The organism is Sorangium sp. So ce302, assembly GCF_051530145.1.
Taxonomy (GTDB): domain Bacteria; phylum Myxococcota_A; class Polyangia; order Polyangiales; family Polyangiaceae; genus Sorangium; species Sorangium cellulosum_B.
This window is the reverse complement of the sequence record NZ_CP150326.1, coordinates 4,892,466-4,912,277: the sequence shown is the minus strand read 5'-3', so window position 1 is coordinate 4,912,277 and position 19,812 is coordinate 4,892,466. Positions and strand designations below refer to the sequence as shown.

Sequence of the window (19,812 nt, the reverse complement as noted above, 5' to 3'; positions counted from 1 at the left end):
GTCTTCGACGGAGCGTGTTCTGCACGTTATGGTCGCGCTCATACCCAGGCTGATGAGATCCCCCGGAATCATCAGCGCAGACAATGCCGCTGCGAGCGCATCGATCCGTTCTGGCTCGTCGCACCAGGCGAAGAATCGAGGTCCTGAGCTCATAGCCGGATCACCATGATGGGCTTATTGAAGCCATCGAGGGTAAGGAGCTTGCCAGCGTCCGAATCGAACAGGTAGCCGTCCTTGACGATGAACTTATTCGGCTCGAACTTCGCCCCCTGCTCCATGATGAGCTCGACCCGCTGCACGTCGCCAGCGAGCCCCCACTTGTCCTTCAGCGCCCTCATCGCATTCAAGAGCTGATCGCGCACGTCAAAGGCGTCGATCGTTCCGCCGCCCTTCGCCTCGCTCAGGATGAGCTTGTGCCCGCTGGACACCGACAGGAAGTCGGGCGCCTTCCCCTCGATGGTACCCGTCGGTGACTCCCTCGGAATGTCGAGCACCCTGCGCACCCCATCGTCGCCGACCCCAACGAGCGACCTGCCGTCGTCCACCAGGAACTTGGCCGCTTTCTTCTCGAAAATGTCTATTTTTTTCTGCTTGGTGATCGCCCCGCGGAGGTTCTTGTAGCCCCGGACGCGGTTCGTTTTCACGATCTTGGCAAAAAACTCCTCGATCTCGGCGATCTCCCCGGCCACCCGGATCGCGGCCGGTCGCAGGCCGCTGCTGGTCTTGACCGCACGCCACATCGGCCCGACCGCCCCGAGCCCGAAGCCCAGGCCCGAAAAGATCCGCTCCTCATCGCTTAGCTCCTGCCCCGACGGCAGGCACCACGCCTTCCCGGTGACCGCCTCGCACAGGTCCAGCGCCGGCCCGACCACCGGCACGAACCCGACCCCGATGCGCGTCGTCGCGTGCACCAGCGTCTGCATCACCTCCGCGTACGCCTCGAAGCCCTCGCCGACCGTCGACATCGCCCCCGCGAACGCGCTGATCGTCTGGTAGAGCTGCGTCTGCTCCAGGTCGAGCCCGTCCCCCGTCCACTGGTTCAGGCTGTCCTTCATCTGGTCGGCGAGCGCATCGAACCGCGGCTTGAGCACCGTGTCCACCTGCGCCCGCAGGTCGGCCGGCACCGGCGAATCCTCGAACCAGTCCGACGCATCCATGAACTGCCGCACGAACCCGGCGATCCGGTTCTGCGCGTTCAGGAACGCGTTGGTCTCCGCCAGCGACACCCCCATCCGGTCGCGCAACGCGATCTCCAGCGCCGCGCTGTTGGCTCGCCACGCCCTCACGTTCGCCACGAAGTCTGCCCGAAAGACCACCACCCGGCCGCTCACGTCCGCCTCCAGCGCCGCAAGCACCGCGTCCGCGTATGCCGCGTAGGGATCCCTCCCCTCGTCGAACGCCCCCTCCACCTCCGCGATGTCCGGCACCTCGACCCACGGCACCTCGCTCTCCCCTAGCGCGTACGCCTGCGGATCGTCCGGATCCCACCCTTCGGCGCGCGCGTCTTCCGTCGCCAGGTCCGCCACCTCGTCCGCCTGCGCGCCGAACTCGTCCATCAGCCGCGCGAGCTCGTCCTCGAGATCGCTGACGCTCCGCTTCAGGTCGTCGACGAGCTGCTCCATCGCTGCGCGCGTCTCCGGCGCGACCGCGTCCTTGTACCGGTCCAGGATCGCCTCGAGGTCGGTCCGCGAGATCTCATCCAGCGGCCGGCTGACCAGGTCCTTGAGCTCGGTGTCGAGCTGCTGGAGCAGGTCCATCTTCTCCGCCAGCAGGCCCACCGCCCGTGCGTTCGCCACGAGCGCCTCGCGCTCCTTGGCGATCTCGGCCAGCAGGATCTCGATGTCGCGCGCCAGCGCCGGGTTGATCTCCGCGAGGCTCAGGTCGACCTCGGTGTTGCCGGAGAACTTCTCCCCGCGGCGCTGGACGTCGAAGAGCGGTTTGTTCAGCCCGAGCGGCTCCGAGACGAGGTGCACCACCTCGTGCGACTCGGTGCACCAGTCCTCGCCAGCGGAGTTCTTGACATGGAAGTGGAAGTCGTTCGCTCCCATCTGGAGCAGCACCGAGTCGAACTCCGTCTCCGCCCTGTTCGTCTGCGTTCCGTCGGGGAGATCCAGCAGCGCGCCGGGGACCTCGTACGTGGTCAGCGGCGTGTCGTTTACGCTGAAGAAGTTGTGTCCGACGAGGAACGCCCCTTCGCACGAGGAGCTGAGCTCCGTGCGCTCCCAGTCAAGCCTGTACGGCGTACCGGCCCACGCGAACGACGGCGCCAGCACCGCCAGCGCCGTGACCAGCGCGACGAGCCTCTGGAACACCGCGGCGCTCCGGCCGCGCAGCGCAACGTCCTTGGAGCCTCTCATGTCCCCTCCGCGCCGCGCACGGCGGCGTCATACGCGATCGCGGCGCCCTTCACGTCCCCCGCGTCGAGCCTCGCCTGAGCCGCGTCGAGCTCCGCCGCGGCCATGCCCTTCTCCCGCAGCGCCGCGAGACCCGCCGCGATCTTCTCCGGCACCCCCGTCCTGAGCTCGGCCTCCGCGGCGCCGAACCTTCCTCGAAGCTCCGCGCAGCCGGCCTCGCGCCAGGACGACCCCGCCGCCTCGCAGAGCGGTCGCAGCTGCACCAGTGCCGTCAGCTCCCCGCACCGCTCGGCCAAGAGCGGCAGCCCGAGCTTCTCGCTCACCGGCGGCGCCGCCGACAGCGCCGCGACCTGCGCGCGCGCACGCTGTTCGAAGGCGTCCGACGCCTTGCGCGTCCGCGCCCCTGCGACGGCCTCGCGCGCCCCCTCGTCCATCTGCAGCACGCGGAGCGCCTGCCGGCGCAGCGCGATGCCGCCGAGCAGCGCCGCCGCGGTCGCGTCGCTCCGGGCGACGCGACCCTTCACGTAACCCAGCATCGCGTTCAGCGAGCGCAGCGCGCCCGACGTCATGTCCGGCAGCACCGCGCCGTGCGTCGCGAGCAGCTCCCTGTGCGGCGCCATCGCCTCATCGAAGGAGGCCGCGAAGACCTGGAGCGTCGCCGACCACCTCAGGATCTCCGCGGTGAGCTCGCCGGGCGAGCGGCTCGCCTCGCGCGCCGTCGCGAGCACCGCCTGCTCCACGCCGTCGAGGCCGTCGATGTCCGACCGCGACGCCTGCGCCGAGAGCGCCGCGTACGCCGCCGTCTCCGCCGCCTCGGTCGCGCGGTACGCGGCGAAGCGCGCTGCGACGCCCGCGTATTTCGATCGCAGCGGCGCGACGTCGCTCCGGGCCTGGTCGAAGACCGCCTGCACGGCCGCCATCGCCTGCCGGTCGGCCGCGAGCGTGGCGGCGAGCGGCTCCCGCTCGGCGCTGGCCTTGTCGATCATTGCTTTCTTGAAGTTGCCCGGGGCGTCGACCGGCGCCTCCGCGAGCAGCACCCTCTGGCGGTCCCTCGCCTCGTCGAGCAGCCACGCGAGCTTGCCCGCGAGCGTCGCCCGCAGGGACTCGGCGTTCCTCGCGTCGTCGCGCACGTACGCGATCGCCTCGTCGATGTGGCCGAACCAGACGCCGAGCGAGGTTTCGCTCGCGACGATCTCCTCCGGCGTCTTGTTGTTCGGCCAGGTGGCCCACACCTCGATGGGCAGAGCGCCGTCCTTCTCGGCCTGGGCCCACGCGGCGCCCGGACCCTGATTCTCGCCCACGCAGTGCTCCTCGCCGCCCACCGAGGCCGCGCAGAAGCTCCCGAACGTGTCGTCCCCGAACTTCCACAAACACCCGGCCCCTGCCGCGCCAAGCGCCAGGGCGGCCACAGCGACCGCAAGGATCGTCCTCCGTCGCCTCGGTCTGGATCTTTCGCCCATGCTCATTGCCTCCACCCCGCGATTTTTCTCGCTTGCGCACGCTCGCCCGCACGTTTTCCAGAAGCAAGCGTCCCCACCAAAGCGCTAGGACATTGCTCGGCCGTGGATCGCGCCCCGAGCGCCAGGTTGTCCGTCCTCAATGCGCGGACAGTCGCGGAACCGGAGAGGTGTGCTTGGGGGTGCGTGGCGCCACGGCCTGCGGACCGGCCGCGGGGGTCGAGGCGGACGCCGCTGAGCTCGTGGCCCTCGCCGTGTATCTATCTGGTCGTGCTCGTGGCCCTCGCCGGCGAGCTCCGCGAGCGAGGTCTCGGCGCCGTGGACTGGAGTCGTGCTCCTGGGGCGCCGCGCGGCTGTCCACGTCGCCACCAGCAGAGCAGGCCCGCGGGCGCCCTCGTGGAGCTCCGGACGTGCCACCGTCGGCGCCCTGTCACTACAGGGTTCGCCTGAAGTGTCGTGATCCTATTCAGGGAAACGCTGCGTCTCGACCTGGATGCCGTCCTCCCCCGTGATCTCGTCGCCGGACCAATCCCAGCTCACGCCGCCCTTCCCCGGCGGTCCGAGAGTATAGGTGACCCCCTCGAGCGTGAGCTGATCCTCGTCGAGGTACGCGATGCCGATCGAGTCGCCGCCGCGCCCGGGGCCGCCGTAGCCGCCATCGCCCCCTCGGCCGCCGTCGCCACCCTTGCAGGACCAGGTGCCGTCCCCCACGGCGCCGCCCAGTTCGCCTCGACCGCCTTTGCCGCCTTGCTCGGGTGGCCCGCCGTCGCCACCCGGTCCCCCGGCGAGCGTCTCGATCACGGTGTCGCGTACCGTCAGGTTGGCGTGGAGCGCGACGATCCCGATCGTCGGGTGGCCGTTCTCACCCCCTCGACCGCCTCGCCCACCGCAGCCACCGGCGCCTCCTGAGCCGCCGCCGGCGCCTCCCTTCGAGGCCACGCCGCACGCGGCGAGGCCGCCTCGACGGCCGCCGCCCCCGCCACCGCCTTGACCCGGCATGCCCCTATCGCCGTCGCCTGCCCAATCGGCCTCCCATCCTGTCTCGGCGATACGCCCGATGCCCTGACCCGCGGCGCCGACGGTACCCCACATGCCGTTTTTCCCGGTGAAGCCGCCGCTGCAACCACCGTCTGCCCGGTTGCCAAGTCCTCCCCGCCCATCGTGGCCGGGGTCCGGCTCGGATACGGGCTCGCCGTCCTCCCCATCTCCAGCGCCGTCGGCGAGCCCGTCGCCTCCCTTGCCACCGGCGCTCGGGATTCCGCCATCGCACGGATTCATCACCGCCGGGCCGCCGGGGACGGTGTCTGCCGAGCACGCATCGCCGCCGTACACGCCATCGGGTCCGCGCGGTGCCTGGTTTAGCCCGCCCCATTTCTCGCCATCGTGGCCTGCCCATCCGTAGGCGGTGCGGAGCTCGCTCCGGGTGAGCTCCACGGCCGTGTTGGAGCGAACCAGCATCGTGATCGGGCCCCACCCATCCAAGATCATGTCGACGATCGTCGATACCCCGTCCGCGGCGCCCGTGTCGCCGTCGCTCGCCGGCACAACGGTCAGGACGATGTCTGGCTTGTCCGAAATCTGAAGCACGGAGCGTGTGTCGGCCTGGCGCTTCCAGCTCACGCAGCCGAACCCCCCGATGAGATCCACGCCGGAAGGCAGCGTCAGGGGCCCGAAGAACCCGTCGGCGCATGCGAAGACGCGCCCTCGGCCGGTACGCGCGAGCTCCACGCCGCGCTGCAGCGTGCGCACCGGCTTGTCTCTTGTCGTGCCGGGGTTCGCGTCGTCGCCGCTGCCCCAGACGCCGCCCACGAACACGCCGCATCCATCCTCCCACACATCGGCGGCGAGACGCTCGAGACAGAAGGACTCCGGCGGCGGCTCGCCTTGACACGACGAGGTGCCGTCGCACGCCGCTCCGCCAGGCTCGTTGGGGCCCGGCGCGGTGCCGCAGCCGGCCACGGCGAGCAGCAGCGCGGGGGACAGGTGGAGCGCTCTTGTGGTTCGCATCGTTCTTCCTCGATGTCGTGTTGTAGCGAGGGGGGACAATCAGCGGGGCGGTGCGGGAGTGGGCACGTCGAATTGACGGTAAGGCATGGAGTCGCCCCCCTGCCCCTGCCCCACCGCGTCATCAGGTGCTGCATTGCCTGCGAGACCGCCATCGCCAGGTCTTCCAAGCTGTATAGTGGCGTCCGGCCCGATGCCCACGTAGGCGCTATGAGCAGCGACGCCGTAGGACGACCCCCCGAGGCCGCCGCCGGCGTCGCCCCCATGGCCGCCGTCGCCTCCGGTGCCCCCCTTGCACGCGGGCCACATCTCACTAACACCGGGAGGAGGCGTTCCACCATAGCGGCCGACGGCGCCCCCTCCGCCCGGTTGGCCTGTGCCGCCGACCCCGCCGTTGCCACCGTTGCCCGTAGTCACCCGAGTCGCCTCGAGCGTCACCGCGCTCCCCGGCAGGGCAACGACGCCGATGCTCGACCCGCCATAGCCACCGCCTTTGCCCCCAAGGCCACCGCAGCCGCCGCTGCCACCTGAGCCGCCACCTGCGCCGGCCTGCGGGCGGCCAGCTGGGCACGCCCCCATCGCTCCCCGCGATTTGCTGCCGCCACCGCCGCCCCCTCCTTGACCGACGCCGCCCCTCTTTCCATCATCACCGCGGATTCCCATCCAGCCGTCTTCGGTGAGGTAGCCTGCGCCAACAGCACCGCCCGCGCGACCGGCGTCAAGGCCGTCCATCCCGTTTGCGCCATCACTGCAACGCGCGCTAGCCGCGCCAGTGCCTCCAAGGCCGTTGCCTTCTGGATTCTCCGCGGGCCGCGGCTGCCCCGGAGCGCCATCGCCCCCCGACTCGAGCCCACCGTCGCCCCCGTAGCCTCCGGTGGACTCGACGCCATCGTCGCACACGGTCACGACTGCCAGCGCGCCCGTCGGGGAGTCCGTGGTGCAGGCGTTCGCGCCGTCGTTCCCCACCATGCCGGCATTCGCGCGGAAGCTCGGCGCGTCCTTCCCCGGCTCCCCGTCCTTGCCGTCGCCCGCGACGATCACGCTTTCCCGCACGATCGCCCTGGCCCCCGTGCTCAAGATCACCGCGATCGACGACTTGCCGTCGGGTGCCGAGGCGCCGGCCGCCTTGACGCTCGCGCCGAAGACCGTTGATGTCTTGCCCTCTTTTTCGCCTGGGATCACCCTCAGCGGGATCCCCCCCGGCGGAGCGATGATCGTCGGGTGCTCCGGCCCGCCGAATGACCCCTCGTACGACCAATCCCCGCCGTCACACAGGCGCCCGCCCCAGAGGTCGACCCCCGAGGGCAGCGTGATCGTCTCCGCGAATTCCCCTCCGCACGCGTACACGCGCCGGGTCGGCTCCTCGTCGTGGCTTCGCCCATGCGCGGCGAGCCCAATCGCGTGTTGCAGGGTCTTCACCGGTGCGTCCTTCGTGCCAGGGCTCCTGTCGTCACCCGACAACGGGCTGACGAACACCCCGCACTCGTCGAGCGCCATTGCGGTCACTGGGTCGCCGTCACAGAAAGTCGGCTCAGGCGCAGGGGCGCACTCCATCACTTCCCAGCAATCGTCGCGGTACGAAGTGCAAGCTAGCAGCGTGCTGCTCGCTCCCCACGCACAGACCACGACAGCAACCGCGGCGGCCAACGCTCTTCGGTCTTCCCGTGGCCGCATCCCCTCGGTATCCGGCATGGTCACCACACCCCCTGCATGCTCACGCCCGTCTCGTGCCCGGTCACGACGGGCGATATCTGGACCCGATCCTGAGCTGACGTGCGGCCCAGGAAGGAGAAGTCCGTGAAGAAGGACGCGGCGGTAGCCGCGCCGATCACACCGCCCGTGATGACCAGGGCCATGCCCACCCGGTCGGACAGGTTGCGCGCGTCGCGCAGGCGCCGCAGCTCGCCGCACGGCGAGCGCTCCGGCGCTTGCCAGCACATGGACGAACTCGATCTCGGGTCGCTCTGGAGCTGGTCACGCCGCGCGCTCATGTCCTGATCGAGCTTGCTGGCGCTGATCATGAGGATGGCGCCTGCCGATACGGTGCCCGTCGCGAGCGAGATTCCCACGACACGCAGCGTGCCCGGCCACGAGGCCCACGGGCTGGGGGCCTGCGCGCGCGGAGCGGGTAAAGCGCGCACCGGAGTCGGCGTCGCGGTCGCGGTCCCCTTGGCGCCGCTCGCCTCCTTGGTGCCGCTCGCCGCCGCACACAGCAACGGCATCGTGAACTCGTGCTCCGCGCCTGCCACGGCGCGCAAGTAATGAAGAGCGTCCTTGCAGCCCGGTGCACGGCCCCGCACCATGTGTTGGCCCGGCTCGAAGAACAGCGTGTAGGTCCGCGCGGTCCGGCCGATGCGCTTGCCGTCGACGAGCACCTCGGCGTCGGGCGGATCGACGCCGAGCACGAGCCGCGCAACGTGCGGCGCTGCCTTGCGCTGCCCTGCCTCGAATCGCTGCTGGAGCGCTTCCGGCAACGCTTCGCGCTGTTCTAGGCTCCTGGCCAGGTGCTCGGCCGCGTCGCGGTACTTGTGCAGCGCGAGCTCGCAAAGGCCGAGCTCGCCGGCGAGCTCCGCGCGCTCCACCTCGGTGCTGGTCGCCGCGTCCGCGGCCTCCAAAGCTGCCTTGTATTCAGCGGTTGCCTCGGTCCACAGCCCGGCCTTGCGCGCTTTCTGACCACGGCGAACATGCTCCTTCACCGTCGATCGGTCGCTCGGTCCCGCCTTCGGATGGATATCGTCCGCGCTGGCCGAGTTCGGGAAGCCTGTTGCGGCCCCGAGCGCAAGAAAAATCGAGAGCGAATGCGCAATGCAACGCATGCCGCGACGGTACCGACGCCGGCTGCTAGGCGTCAACCGGCAGAAACCGCCACGTCTCGGCGGCTTCGGTGGGAATTGGCGGTCGGATGAGGGAATGCGTTCAACCATCCGTCAGACATGGCCAAGCGTAGTCCAAGAAACTACATGGCGGCACATTGTCCGACCGAAGTTGCTCCTCGACTCATTTCTCTGAACCTTTTGGGCCGCCTCGCGTGTGCTGCTTACCGTGGCCAAGCCAGCGACCGTCTCCCCCGGCTTCGAGCTCTTCCGGCGCCTGGCCAGGCGCCACGGTGTACCGGCGCGAAACGCCGAGGATATCGCCCAGGAAGCGCTGCTGCGGGGGCTCGACGCCGACCACCGGATCGAGCCGGGCGGAGATCCGGGGCCCTACCGCGTCACGATCGCCGTCAACCAGGCGCGCAATCACGTCCGGGACGCGCGCTGCCGCGGCGAGGTGCTCACGTCGTTCGATGAGCGCGAGATCCGAGATGAGCTCCCCACGCCGGAAGAGCTGCTCCGCAGACGGCAGCGGGAAAAGCTCACCCGGCAGCTGATCGACCAACTCGATCCCAAGTACCGGGATCTCGTGATCAAGCACGACCTCGAGGAGATCCCGCTCGCCGAGATCGCCGCCGAGCAGGGGCTCCCGCTGGACACGGTGAAGACGCGACACCGGCGGGCGCACAAGGAGCTCGAGGTGCAGGGGGGACGGTGGCAGGCGCAGGAGCGCTCTCAGGGAAGGGACGGGAGCATCTGCGTGCCGCTTGCACTGGGCTTCGGCCGTCGCGCGTCGTGGGTGGCCTCGCTGCGCCGGCTCGGCCTGAGGATCGTCGTTCAGGCCGCGCTCGTCCTGCTGACCGGCGCGCTCGTCTCCGCCGTGCCGCCATTGCCCGACCTGGAATCGTGGATCAGGGCGGCGGCGGTCCGCGCCCCTGCCACCGCGCCCGCGGAGCAGGACGCCGTGGCGCCCCCCGCGCGAGATGGCGCCCAGAGCGCCGCGGGGCCCGCCAGCGGAGATGGGGCGCTCGGCGCAGCGGTGTTGATGGTCCCCCCGATCCGCAGATTTCTGCCCCTCACCTCGTGACGCCTGGGGCGAGCGCGGGCGGCCGGGAAGTTCGCCAGCGCGAGGCGCGGCGGTAGAGATCGAGCCCAAGCGGTGCGCTGGAAAGAAGAAGGCCCTGGGTAGCGACCAGGGCCTTCCGGGGATCGGCGACAGACCGATGTTCGGCCTGTCTCGCACGACCCAGCCGCCGAGGGCAACTTCCCGGCGCCCTGGTCCGGGGACTCGTGCAAGACAGCTTCCGGCTCGCCCGCTGCGGGCTCTGCGCCGTGATCTTCTTCGTCTGCGGCCGGTGTGATCGAGGGCAGCTCTACTGCGGCAGCGGCTGCCGCGACACGGCTCGCCAGCGGGCGCAGCGCGCGGCTCGGCTGCGGCACCAGAGCTCCCACGAGGGGCGCCTCGATCACCGTGATCGCCAGCGTGTCTACCGCGCCCGACGGGGCCGGCGCGTGATGGATATCGGTTCCGACAACTTGCCCGCATCCGCCAGCGTATGCCCGCGGATCGGCGCGCCGACGTCGAAGGACGACGTGGCCGTCGCCGGCCCGCAGGAGTCGAGGGATGGACGAGTTGGTGATGACGATCTCCGCGACGCCGCAGGAGACGCGGGTGCTGCTGACGCAGGGGCCCGACGAGGTGATGAAGGCCCGGCTGCGGTCAGTGGCCACGCCGGCGCATCGGTTCGCCGGGCCGATGCTGTGCGAGTCAATGGCGCTCTGGCACGACCAGAGGGTCCGTGCTGTCGTTTCTGCGGAGTCCGAGGACATCTTGTTCGCGCTGGGTTTGTGCGACGGCCTCGGCGTCGCGCGCGCGACGCTGCACTACGTCGTCGAGCCTCTGTTCATGGACGCCCCGCCCCGCCGCGGGCAACGCCTGCCGGGACTCGGTAACTTCCGCGGCGAGCATCGCCTTCGCAGGAGCCTCGGTCGATGACGATCGACGAGGCCAAGGAGGCGGAGATCCGCCGCCTGCACTTCGCCGAGCACTGGAAGATCGGCACCATCGCGACGCAGCTCGGCCTGCACCACGACGCCGTCGAGCGCGTGCTCGGCCTCGGCAAGGGGGCGCGCTCGCGGCCCGTCGTTCGCGACGCGGATGCCGCGGTGAGCGAGGTGCCTTTGCCGCTGCGCGGCTACGAGGCCTTCGTCATCGAGACGCTGACACAGTATCCTCGGCTCCGCGCCACGCGCCTGTACGACATGCTGGTGGAGCGCGGCTACGAGGGCAGTGTGCGCACGGTGCGACGGCATGTTCGGCTCGTGCGCCCGGCGCCGAAGAGCGAGGCCTTCCTCCGCGTCGAGCCGCTCATCGCCGAGCAGGCCCAGGTCGACTGGGCTTACGTCGGCAAGCTGCGCGTCGCGGGCGGCACGCGCCAACTCTGGGCCTTCGTCATGGTCCTGTCGTACTCGCGCGCGATCTGGGGTGAGCTCGTGCTCGACCTGTCCGCAAGCTCGCTTCGCCGCTCGCTCGTGCGCGCGTGCTGCTACTTCGGCGGCGCGACGAGACAATGGCTCTTCGACAATCCCAAGACCGTTGTCCTCGAGCGCCACGGCGACGCCGTGCGCTTCCACCCGGACCTGCTCGCGCTCGCCGGTCAGCTCTGCGTCGCGCCGCGGCTCTGCGCCGTGCGCAAACCGCAGCAAAAGGGCAAGGTCGAGCGAGCGATTCGCTTCCTGCGCGACCGCTTCTTCGCCGCGCGCACGATTCGTGACCTCGAGCGTGGCAACGCCGAGCTGCTCGTCTTCCTCGACGAGATCGCCAACGTGCGCCCGCACCCGCGATGGCCTGAGCGGCGCGTCGACCAGGTGCTCGCGGAGGAGAGGACGCGGCTGCTCGCGCTGCCCGATCCGCTGCCGGAGACGGACCTCGTCGAGCCCGTGCCCGTCGACAAAACCGCCTTCGTGCACTTCGACGGAAACCGCTACTCGGCGCCGTCGATCCACCACGGCAAGACGCTGATGCTCGTCGCCAATGACACGACCGTGCGGCTCTCGGACGGCGGCACGGAGGTCGCGCGGCACGTGCGCTGCTGGGGACGACACCAGAGCATCGAGGCGCCCGAGCACCGTGCCGAGCTGCTCGACCACAAGCGCGCCGCGCGCGAGGCCAAGGGGCGCGATCGGCTCGGCGCCGCGATCCCCGGCTTCGAGATCCTGCAAGAGCGCTGGGTGGAGGCCGGTCGCAACGTCGGCTTCATGACGGCCAAGGCCCTGCGCCTTCTCGACCTGTACGGCGTCGAGATCCTCGGCGCTGCGGCGCGCGAGGCCATCGCCCGCGGCACCCACGATCCCGGTGCCCTCGCCGTGCTCTGCGAGGAGCGCCGCCGCGCCGCCAACGGCCCTGTCCCCGTCGACATCGCTCTCGGAGCCCACGTCCCCGATCGCGACGTGATCCCCCACGACCTGGAGTCCTACGATGCCCAACGATGACGTCGCTGAGCTGGTTCGCTCCCTCGGCGTACGCGTGTCGCGCGAGGCGCTGCTCGCGCTCATCGCGCATGCCACCACGGCGCGCCTGTCGCCGGTGCAGACGTTCGAGGAGCTCGCCGCCATCGCCCACCGCGAGCGCGCCGAGCGCAATCTCGCCGCGCGCGCCAAGGCGGCGACCATCGGCACCTTCAAGCCCCTCGATCGCTTCGACTGGAACCACCCGCGCACGATCCAGCGTGAGCTCGTCGAGGAGCTCATGACGCTCGACTTCATCGCCAAGGGGCACAACATCCTGCTCCGGGGTCCGAGCGGCGTCGGCAAGACGATGCTCGCCCAGAACCTCGGCATGCTCGCGCTCCAGCGCGGCTATACCGTGCGCTTCACGACGCTGTCGGCCGCCCTCGCCGATCTGCTCAAGCAGGAGTCGCTGCCGGCCCTCGAACGACGGCTGCGGAAATACACGGCCCCGTCGCTGCTCATTCTGGACGAGATCGGCTATCTGCCGTGCAGCCGTCAGTCTGCCGACCTGCTCTACAACATCATCAGCCGCAGGCACGAGAGCCGCTCGCTCGTGCTGACGACGAATCTGCCGTTCAAGCAGTGGAGCACGGTCTTTCCGGGCGCAGCGTGCGTCTCGGCGCTGATCGACCGCTTCGTCCAGCACTGCCACATCCTCGACATCGACGCCGACTCGTGGCGGCAGAAGGAGTCGCTGGCCATGAGCGAGGCGCGACCCAAGCCGGGGCCGGAGGCCCCCGAGCCGCCCGCGGCAGCGAAGAAGCGCTGACCCGGCCGACGCCAGGTCAGATTTCCGCGGCGCCCGGGGTCAGATTTCCGCGGGCGCCGCGGTCATTTTTCTGCGGACGCGCGCGGCACGTTTCCGCGGATCTGCGTGGTTAGATTCCTGCGGATCTCCGAGGCCATCTACACAGCGGCGCCCGACGCGGCGACCGCGCACGAGATCTCGTCGCGCACGGAACATGGAAGCGCGCACGGCGAAGCGATGGCGACCGGCACGCCCGCTCCCTCGAACGCGACGACGAGAAGTCACCGGGCCGCGCCTCCGGCGAGTGCCGTTCGACCGACCGCCGGCGAGGTCGAGAGGAGCCTGGTCAACCAGGCGCGGAGGGCCATCGAGGCCAACGACGTCATGGCCGACGTCGAGGCTCGGCGGCTGCTCGAGGCCCACGCGCGGCAGTTCCCGCGAGGGCGGCTCGCCGCCGAGCGCGAAGCGCTGCTCAGGCAGCTTCGCTGAATCGCCGGCTACCCATCAACAGCTAGGCAGGCGGGGATAGCGGTGCTGCTTTCGCGCAGCGCAACGCCGAGATCCGCCTTGCGTCGGACAACAACGCTCAGGTCCAGGAGGCGAAATATCATGGAAGACATGCTGGGTGCGATGTGGCTCGTCTCGCCGCTCGGGCTCGCGATGATCGCGTGCGTCGCGATCGGCTTCGCGGTCACCGCGCGCGAAGCGCTGGGACGCGAGCGCGGGCTTCGCGAGGCGCGCGAGCACGCGCATGATGACGAGGAGGCAGCCCTCACCGATGCGAAGGAGCAGGCAGCGGGCGAGCGAGACCGATACCGGCGCCTCCTGGACTGTCACGTCGACGCGGCGCTCGCAGAGCTGACGGAGGCCCGCACGCGCCCCGTCCCGTGGCCAGGAAGGGTCCTCGAGTCGTTCTGCGCGACGACGCCTTCGTGGAGGAGAAAGCTGGCCGAGAGCACGGGGTTGGAACCGAGGGAGCTGGAGCGGTTGCTGGGGAGCGACCTACCGATGACGCCCGGCCTTGCCCGGCAGCTGGAGTCCTTCACCGGCACGCCTGCGCGGTACTGGGAGCGCCTGTGGCGGCTGCACGACGACCACCGAACGGACGCGGAGACGACGGTGGTGATGCAGATCGGTGCGCCCAGCACCAAGCGTGAGAGCTCGGCGCTTCCCGCGGCGTCGTCGGCGCCGAGCTCGGCGCCACCGACTCCGCCGACGATACCGCCCCGCGCGCTCGACGTTCCTCCGCCCGTGGTACCGTCTCCCGAGCTTGCGGCCAGGAGCCCGCGGGCGAAGCTCCCGCCGGCTCCGCTGCCGCGGCTTCGGTCGCCGCTCCCTGTCCGCACCGCCGCGGGGGCGGAGCTCGCCCAGCGCGCCGCCACGCTGACGAGCTTCCCGCTACAGCGTGACGAAGGGGGGACGAGCTCCGCCAACGCGTCCGACTGGGAGGACGCAGAGCGCTCTCCGCTGAACACGACACTTCCGGGCGTAGGGAGCCATGGATGAGCGCCGCCGCGCTTCGCAGCTACACACCATCAGGAGCCTGCTGGCGAGCATGCCGCCGCTACGGGAACTGAGCAGCTACGGCTGACGTCTTCCTTTGGTAGCGGACGGGGAAGACCGCGAACCGGTGCCGCATGAGGCGGACGCGCGGCATCACCCGCTTACGGGCGATTGCCCGCGGGGGAGGGTAACGCCATGGATCGTCTGTCGAATGACGACGAGCGCGCCGCCGCACACGCGCGCTTGTTTTGCCCGGCACAGGTTCGTGCCGTGCTGCGCTGGTTGGGGAGGCTGGGGGTCCCACTGTGCCATCGTACCGACGTCGCAGGGCAAGTCTGGCTCAATGCCTGGGAGAGCTGGCCCAGGTTCGATCCGAAGCGCGGCAGGCCGGAACGCTGGTTGAACGCGATCACCGTACACGTTGCGTCGCACTATCACCAGCGTATGCAGCACCGCAGGGAGGAGCTCGTCGATTTGATCGATGTGGCCGATCCAGCGCCGGATGCCGCTGCTCCGATGGAATCCGACAGCATCAGGACGGGAACTATCGACGCGGTGAACGAGCTCGATCCGAAGCTGCGATTTGTTCTCGTGGCACACGATCTGAACGGAGTCTCGATGGCCCAGATCGCTGAAGACGCAGGGCTACCTCTCTCTGTGATTTACAAGCGACGCACCAAGGCGATCGGCGCGCTACGCGACATCATCGGACTTCGGGAAAACATGGAGGACTTCGCTCGGAGAGTGGGGCCGCGATGATCATCAAATGTCTAGTTGTTCACTTCCGGAGCGAATTGGAGAGCCACGAGGCCGAGCGAACCATCGACTGCGTATTCCGGTCGACTCGGCCGCCCGTTCCACTGGCACCCGGCCACCCGTTCCGGGACCCCCGGGCGCCACCGGAGCGCAGCGACGGGATCCCTCGTCCGGGCGCCGGTCCTACGTCGGAGCGACGGGAGGACCCCTTGCGTCAGTAGCGAATTCTAGCGTTGAAGAATTCCACACGTTGGAGCAGCGCAGGAGTGGGCAGCTGGCCGAGCGCTTCCAAATAGATGAGCAAGTTGCAAAGCATTCCCGCAACTTTGCGCGTGAATGCCTGAGGCACTGCAAGAAAACAGGGCCAAAGTTTTTCCACCGCCTCCTGCGTCGAGGCGAGCGCCTCTTCCCTCTGCCCCAGCTCACTCTGCGTTAGGCCCAGGTTGTTAAGGCTCTGCGCGAGGTCGGAAGGGAACGCGTCGGGCCGCTTCTCGGCAAGCCGGCGGAAGTGGCCCACCGCCTCCTGCGTCGAGGCGAGCGCCTCTTCCCTCTGCCCCAGCTCACGCTGCTGCAGGCCCACGTTGTTAAGGCCCATTGCGAGGTTGGGCAGGAACGCGTCGGGCCGCTTGTCGGCAAGCCGGCGGTAGTGACCCACCGCCTCCTGCGTCGAGGCGAGCGCCGCTTCCCTCTGCCCCAGCTCACTCTGCGTTAGGCCCAGGTTGTTAAGGCTCAGCGCGAGGTCGGGTAGGAACGCCTCGGGGCGCTGCTCGGCCAGCCGGCGGAAGTGACCAACCGCCGCCTGCGTCGAGGCGAACGCCACTTCCCGCTGGCCCAGCTCGCTTTGCCTTCGGCCCAGGTTGTTAAGGCAGCCGGCAAGTTTGGGCAGGAACGCGTCGGGCAGCTGCTCGGCCAGCCGGCTATAGAGACCCACCGCCTCCTGCGTCGAGGCGAGCGCCTCTTCCGGCTGCCCCAACTCGCTCTGCGTCTTGCTCAGACTCTCGAGGCTCATGGCGAGGCTGGGCAGGAACGCGTCGGGACGCTGCTCGGCAAGCCGGCGGCAGTGATCCACCGCCTCCTGCGTCGAGGCGAGCGCCGCTTCCCTCTGCCCCAATTCGCTCTGCCTTAGGCCCAGGTTGTTAAGGCAGCCGGCAAGTTGGGGCAGGAACGCGTCGGGCAGCTGCTCGGCCAGCCGGCTATAGAGACCCACCGCCTCCTGCGTCGAGGCGAGCGCCTCTTCCCTCTGTCCCAATTCGCTCTGCCTTAGGCCCAGGTTGTTAAGGCTCATGGCGAGGTCGGGCAGATATGCGTTGGGCCGCTGCTCGGCAAGCCGGCGGGCGGAATTCACCGCCTCTTGAGTAGAGGCAAACGCCTCTTCTCGCTGCCCCAGCTCGCTGTACCGATTGCCTAAGTTGTTGAGGCTCAGAGCGAGCTTGGGTAGAAATGCTTCGGGCAGCTGCTCGGCAAGCCGGCGGTAGTGCCCCACAGCCTCCTGCGTCGAGGCGAGCGCTGCTTCCCTCTGCCCCAACTCGCTCTGTGCGTTGCCCACGTTATTGAGGCTCATGGCGAGACTGGGCAGGAATGCTTCGGGCAGCTGCTCGGCCAGCCGGCTATAGAGACCCACCGCCTCCTGCATCGAGCTGAGCGCCGCTTCCCTCTGCCCCAAATCGCTCTGCGTGCTACCCAAGTTGGTGAGGCTCAGCGCCAAATCGGCCAGGAATGCGCTGGGGCGCTGCTCGGCCAGCCGGCGGTAGTGCCCCACGGCCTCCTGCGTCGAGGCGAGCGCCGCTTCCCTCTGCCCCAAATCGCTCTGCGTCTTGCCCAGGTTGCCGAGACAGCCGGCGAGGTTGTGCAAGAACACTTCGGGACGCTGCTCGGCCAGCCGGCTATAGAGACCCACCGCCTCCTGCATCGAGGCGAGCGCCGCTTCCCTCTGCCCCAAATCGCTCTGCGTGCTGCCCACGTTGTTGAGGCTCATGGCGAGACTGGGCAGGAATGCTTCGGGCCGCTGCTCAGCCAGCCGGCGGTAGTGACCCACCGCCTCCTGCATCGAGCTGAGCGCCGCTTCTTTCTGCCCCAGCGCGCTCTGCGTCTTGCCAAGATTGTTTAGGCTCAGCGCGACATCGGACAGGAAGGCATCGGGACGCTGCTCGGCCAGCCGGCTATAGAGATCCACGGCCTCCTGCATCGAGCTAAGCGCCGCTTCCCTCTGCCCCAAATCGCCCTGCGTGCTCCCCAGATTGGTGAGGCTCAGCGCGAGCCTGGGCAGGAACGCTTCGGGCAGTTGCTCGGCCAGCCGGCGGTAGTGACCCACCGCCTCCTGCGTCGAGGTGAGTGCCGCTTCCCTCTGCCCCAGCTCGCTCTGCCGACTTCCCAGGTTGTTGAGGCTTAGTGCGAGGCTGGGCAGGAACGCTTCGGGCTGCTGCTCGGCCAGCCGGCGGTAGTGATCCACCGCCTCCTGCGTCGAGGTGAGTGCCGCTTCCCTCTGCCCCAGCTCGCTCTGGCGGTTGCCCAAGCTATCTAAGGTCAGCGCGAAATCAGGTAAGAACGCGTCAGGCCGCTGCTCGGCCAGTCGGCGGTAGTGATCCACCGCGTCCTGCGTCGAGGCGAGCGCCGCTTCCCTCTGCCCCAGAGAGCTCTGCATCGCCCCCAAGTTGTTGAGGCTCAGCGCAAAATCGGGCAGGAACGCGTCGGGCCGCTGCTCGGCCAGCCGGCGGTAATGGTCCACCGCCTCCTGCATCGAGGTGAGCGCCGCTTCCCTCTGCCCCAGGTGGCTCTGCATCTTGCCCAGGTTATTGAGACTCATGGCGAGGTCGGGCAGGAACGAGTCGGGCCGCTGCTCGGCCAGCCGACCGTAATGGTCCACCGCCTCCTGCGTCGAGATGAGCGCCGCTTCCCGCTGACCCAGGTAGCTCTGCCTCGCCCCCAAGTTGTTGAGGCTCGCGGCGAGGTCGGGGAGAAACGCGTCGGAACGCTGCTCGGCTAGTTGGCGGTAGTAACCCACCGCCTCCTGCGTCGAGATGAGCGCCGCTTCCCACTGACCCAACTCGCTGAGCGTGCTACCCAGATTGTTGAGGCTCAGGGCGAGGTAGGGCAGGAATGCGTCGGGACGCTGCTCGGCGAGCCCACGATAGTGCCGCACTGCCTCCTGGGTCGAGACGAGGGCTGCTTCCCGTCGCCCCAGATCGCTCTCCCAAGTGCCCAGGCTGTTCAGCAACCATGCTCGCTTGGCCAGCACCTCTATCTCAGACCCTTCTGGCAGGTGCTCCAATCGCTTCTTCTCCACCCACACCGCCACCTCGCGCAGTGACACCGTGCGTTCCGGCACCCCGGCCGCGGCCATCTTTACTGCGATGTCAACCGTCCCCTCCCTCTCCAACGCCCTTGCCAGAACCGTCCCGAGCCGGGCATGCGCCGTGCGCTGCCCAACCGCCTTCGCGGTCGCGAACGCCGCCATGGCTCGGTTCGCCACGTCGCGGCCTAGCACCTGAGCGATCCACGTCTCTGCATCCTCGGGGTGATCCTCCGATAGCCGCCCGAGCACGACGAACGCCGTCCGAAGCGCGTCCTCGCCAGCACGCGTAAGTACGCGATCGAGGTATACGCCCGCGTCGCCGCCTTCCAGCGTGAGCGTCCTGTGAACCATGGCTTCGCCTAGCAGATCGGGCTCGAGCCCGCCGAGGTAGCCGCTCCCGCCGATGCTGTTGCGTTGCCCGGGGTAAAGCCGGCGCAGGAGCCGGATGCGCCGGTCGACGCGCCTATCGTCGCTGTCCTCAGTCGTCCGTGCCACGAGATCCACCGCCTCGCTACGGGTGCCGGCCCTGCCGCACAGCGTGAGCGCGGCCACGGCGCGTCGAGTCTGCTCGGTGAAGTGTTGCGCGTCTAAAAGATCGTCATGCGGGAAAAGCGAGAGCCAGAACCGCTGCTCGTGGTCGAGAGTACTGCCCATCAGCGTCTCGGCCGTAAACGGCCGCCCCCCCACAGTCGCGAGGGCCGCCATGTGGACGTAGAGCACCCGGTCGTAGCGCGGGTCATCTAGCGGCATCGTCACATCTGGAACTGGTTTTCCCAAGAGCTGCGCGAAGCGCACGGTTGCCTCGTGGAAAATCTCAGTGCGCGAGGGCCCCGCGCCCACAAGCGGCGGCAGCTCTCGTGGCGCGTGATCACCGAGCAGGATGCCCACATCTGCCGCGGAGCTCTGCAGGAACGTCCACCAGTCGTCGGCATTGCGGGCGAGGAGCACGAGCCGCAGCCGACCGTTGCCCTTCTCGGAGCGCAGCCGGGCGACGGGAGCCAGCAGGTCGAGAAGGTCGGGGCGGCTCTCCGCATAGTCGATGACCGCGAGCGTGGGACGCTCGGCGGCCACCAGCGCTTCGATCTGCCGCGGGTCGACGCCCCCCGGCACGAAGCCAGTTCGCCACCCTTCGCGACGCATCTGCGCGCACACCTCGATGAAGAGCCTCGTCTTCCCTATGCCACCAGGGCCGTAAAAGAGCCGCGCGCGCACGGGCGAAGCCTCGCTGCACCAGTATTACCGCGCCCTCCCAGTAGTGGAGTTCGCCCCGATATTGATCCCTGTTCGTGATGGCTATCTCCTGAGTGGCCTGTGCCCGTCCATCAGGGAGTCGGTGCGGATCAGGGAGAGGGAGCCGGGGTGGATGCAGAGCCTC

At 69.2% G+C, this 19,812-nt stretch carries 13 protein-coding genes; 7 read left to right on the top strand and 6 right to left on the bottom strand.

The window, feature by feature from the left end; all coding sequences use genetic code 11:
- Window positions 1–149: 149 nt before the first annotated feature.
- From WME73_RS18580 to WME73_RS18560, 5 genes are all read right to left on the bottom strand, one after another.
- Window positions 150–2,357 (bottom strand): hypothetical protein, encoded by a 2,208-nt coding sequence (locus WME73_RS18580; protein WP_437916543.1) that lies wholly within the window; start codon window positions 2,355–2,357, stop codon window positions 150–152.
- On the bottom strand, window positions 2,354–3,724 hold the full coding sequence (locus WME73_RS18575) for a hypothetical protein (RefSeq protein WP_437916542.1): 1,371 nt from the start codon (window positions 3,722–3,724) through the stop codon (window positions 2,354–2,356). The genes WME73_RS18580 and WME73_RS18575 overlap by 4 nt, the downstream gene beginning before the upstream one ends.
- Window positions 3,725–4,273: 549 nt before the next feature.
- A complete protein-coding gene (locus WME73_RS18570) occupies window positions 4,274–5,818 on the bottom strand; it encodes a hypothetical protein (protein WP_437916541.1) in 1,545 nt (514 codons plus the stop codon).
- A 39-nt stretch (window positions 5,819–5,857) separates the two neighbouring features.
- Entirely contained in the window at window positions 5,858–7,489 is a 1,632-nt protein-coding gene (locus WME73_RS18565) for a hypothetical protein (protein ID WP_437917404.1), read from the bottom strand.
- Between the two features lie 20 nt (window positions 7,490–7,509).
- The gene (locus WME73_RS18560) at window positions 7,510–8,511 is read right to left on the bottom strand and encodes a hypothetical protein (RefSeq protein ID WP_437917403.1); all 1,002 of its coding nucleotides are present in this window, start codon (window positions 8,509–8,511) and stop codon (window positions 7,510–7,512) included.
- Window positions 8,512–8,857: 346 nt separating this feature from the next.
- Here WME73_RS18560 and WME73_RS18555 point away from each other — a divergent pair, with 346 nt between their 5' ends.
- The 7 genes from WME73_RS18555 to WME73_RS18525 all read left to right on the top strand — a co-directional run bounded on the left by WME73_RS18555 (window position 8,858) and on the right by WME73_RS18525 (window position 15,148).
- Complete coding sequence (locus WME73_RS18555) at window positions 8,858–9,715, top strand: RNA polymerase sigma factor (protein ID WP_437916540.1); 858 nt, start codon at window positions 8,858–8,860, stop codon at window positions 9,713–9,715.
- Between the two features lie 537 nt (window positions 9,716–10,252).
- The gene (locus WME73_RS18550; RefSeq protein WP_437307435.1) at window positions 10,253–10,624 is read left to right on the top strand and encodes a hypothetical protein; all 372 of its coding nucleotides are present in this window, start codon (window positions 10,253–10,255) and stop codon (window positions 10,622–10,624) included.
- A complete protein-coding gene (gene istA, locus WME73_RS18545; RefSeq protein ID WP_437740574.1) occupies window positions 10,621–12,120 on the top strand; it encodes an IS21 family transposase in 1,500 nt (499 codons plus the stop codon). Before WME73_RS18550 ends, istA begins: the two co-directional genes overlap by 4 nt.
- Window positions 12,107–12,907: an IS21-like element helper ATPase IstB gene (gene istB / locus WME73_RS18540; RefSeq protein ID WP_437740573.1), complete on the top strand. Its 801-nt coding sequence runs from the start codon at window positions 12,107–12,109 to the stop codon at window positions 12,905–12,907. The genes istA and istB overlap by 14 nt, the downstream gene beginning before the upstream one ends.
- Before the next feature lie 105 nt (window positions 12,908–13,012).
- Window positions 13,013–13,375 (top strand): hypothetical protein, encoded by a 363-nt coding sequence (locus WME73_RS18535; protein WP_437916539.1) that lies wholly within the window; start codon window positions 13,013–13,015, stop codon window positions 13,373–13,375.
- Between the two features lie 120 nt (window positions 13,376–13,495).
- Window positions 13,496–14,392, top strand: coding sequence for a helix-turn-helix transcriptional regulator (locus WME73_RS18530; protein WP_437916538.1), 897 nt, complete (start codon window positions 13,496–13,498; stop codon window positions 14,390–14,392).
- A 192-nt stretch (window positions 14,393–14,584) separates the two neighbouring features.
- On the top strand, window positions 14,585–15,148 hold the full coding sequence (locus tag WME73_RS18525) for a sigma-70 family RNA polymerase sigma factor (RefSeq protein WP_437916537.1): 564 nt from the start codon (window positions 14,585–14,587) through the stop codon (window positions 15,146–15,148).
- Window positions 15,149–15,359: 211 nt separating this feature from the next.
- Here the strand turns inward: WME73_RS18525 and WME73_RS18520 are convergent, their stop codons facing one another.
- Complete coding sequence (locus tag WME73_RS18520) at window positions 15,360–19,649, bottom strand: tetratricopeptide repeat protein (RefSeq protein ID WP_437916536.1); 4,290 nt, start codon at window positions 19,647–19,649, stop codon at window positions 15,360–15,362.
- Window positions 19,650–19,812 lie beyond the last annotated feature (163 nt).